1 protein-coding gene is annotated in these 1,430 nt (G+C 40.1%); it reads right to left on the minus strand.

Features of this window, described 5'->3' with window-relative positions; all coding sequences use genetic code 11:
- Positions 1–216: 216 nt before the first annotated feature.
- Positions 217–720 (minus strand): hypothetical protein, encoded by a 504-nt coding sequence (locus HC752_RS24135; RefSeq protein ID WP_190337720.1) that lies wholly within the window; start codon positions 718–720, stop codon positions 217–219.
- Between the last annotated feature and the right edge of the window lie 710 nt (positions 721–1,430).

Raw genomic sequence — 1,430 nt, forward strand, 5'->3', positions numbered from 1 at the left:
TTGGGAAAGATTCAAATCATGATAAGACAAAAAGCAAATATTGAACCTTACCCTATAATTTTACTACATTTTCCTAGCTGCTTCATAACGCCAGCTTAAACCGCAGACAACGCACAAAACAAGCCGCTGCATTGCACCTTAAACACTAAATTCACCGCAAACTAAAAATGCCACGCGTTGTTTGTCGGTTTGAAGCTTTTGTTATGCTTATTTTGATTAGTTATGCAGTGGCTCAAAGGATCTTACAACATGTAATCCTAGTAAATTCTTTTGTAACTCTAACAGTATCGGAGTATCTACGTTTAGTTCTGACCACATTTCCTTAGGTACTCTTAAACGTACTGTCCCGTACTCTACGTGAACGATATCAATAATATACACTTTCCCAGCTTTACCGAACCTTTCATGCTTATCATTTACATGTGTTATCACTTCAAAAGATCTACCAGCGGAAGTGTGGAGGGCTAAAAACCCCACAAGGATCACGCCAACGGCCATATAAATTAAAGGAAACTGTCTACGAACAAGCGGTCGAGAATCACTCCTATCGAGGCAGAGGCTTGACGGTTTTTTCAGTTTATAAAGGACTACTCCACAAATTAAGCTAGCAACGGATGATAAAAATATTAGTTCAAAGCCGTTAAATACCTTATCGTCAACAATAAAACTTATCCAAAAGGCTGTAAAATAAATTGCTAGAGGAGCTAAGATTTTCAACATAGGATGCGCACTCCATTCAATAAGCCTAACGCCAGCTTAAACCGCAGACAACGCACAAAACAAGCCGCTGCACTGCGCCTTAAACACTAAACTCACCGCAAACCAAAAATGCCACGCGTTGTTTGTCGGTTTGAAGCTTTTGTTAGAGCGATACCAACAAACAGACTTTACTTGGCAATGAAGCACTTTGCTTGCATTCAATGAAAGGCATCTTAACCAACAAAACTTACTGCAACCAGACCACAAAACTCAAAACACCGATTCAGTCGAGAATTTAGAAGAACAAACCGAAAACCAAACTTCAAAATCCGGAATTTCTAATTGGCATGAAATCCCACAGAAACTTGGCTTGTAGAGAACTTCCCACCTTAGATATGGTTGAGGAATCGAACTCGAAAACACTGAAGCCAGCAACTTTCGATAACCTGATAATCCTTGAATTTTCAAAGCGCTATAACGCCAGCTTAAACCGCAGACAACGCACAAAACAAGCTGCTGCATTGCGCCTTAAACACTGAAATCACCGCAAACCAAAAATGCCACGCGTTGGCTGTCGGTTTGAAGCTTTTGTTAGAGCGACACTAACAAATAGACTTACTTGGCAATGAAGCACTTCGCTTGCATTCAATGAACGACATCTTAGACAACAAAACCTGTTGCAACCAGACCACAAAGCCCAAAACACCAACTTAGTCGAGAATTTATAAGAA

It is taken from the genome of Vibrio sp. S9_S30, assembly GCF_014694455.1.
Classification (GTDB): domain Bacteria; phylum Pseudomonadota; class Gammaproteobacteria; order Enterobacterales; family Vibrionaceae; genus Vibrio.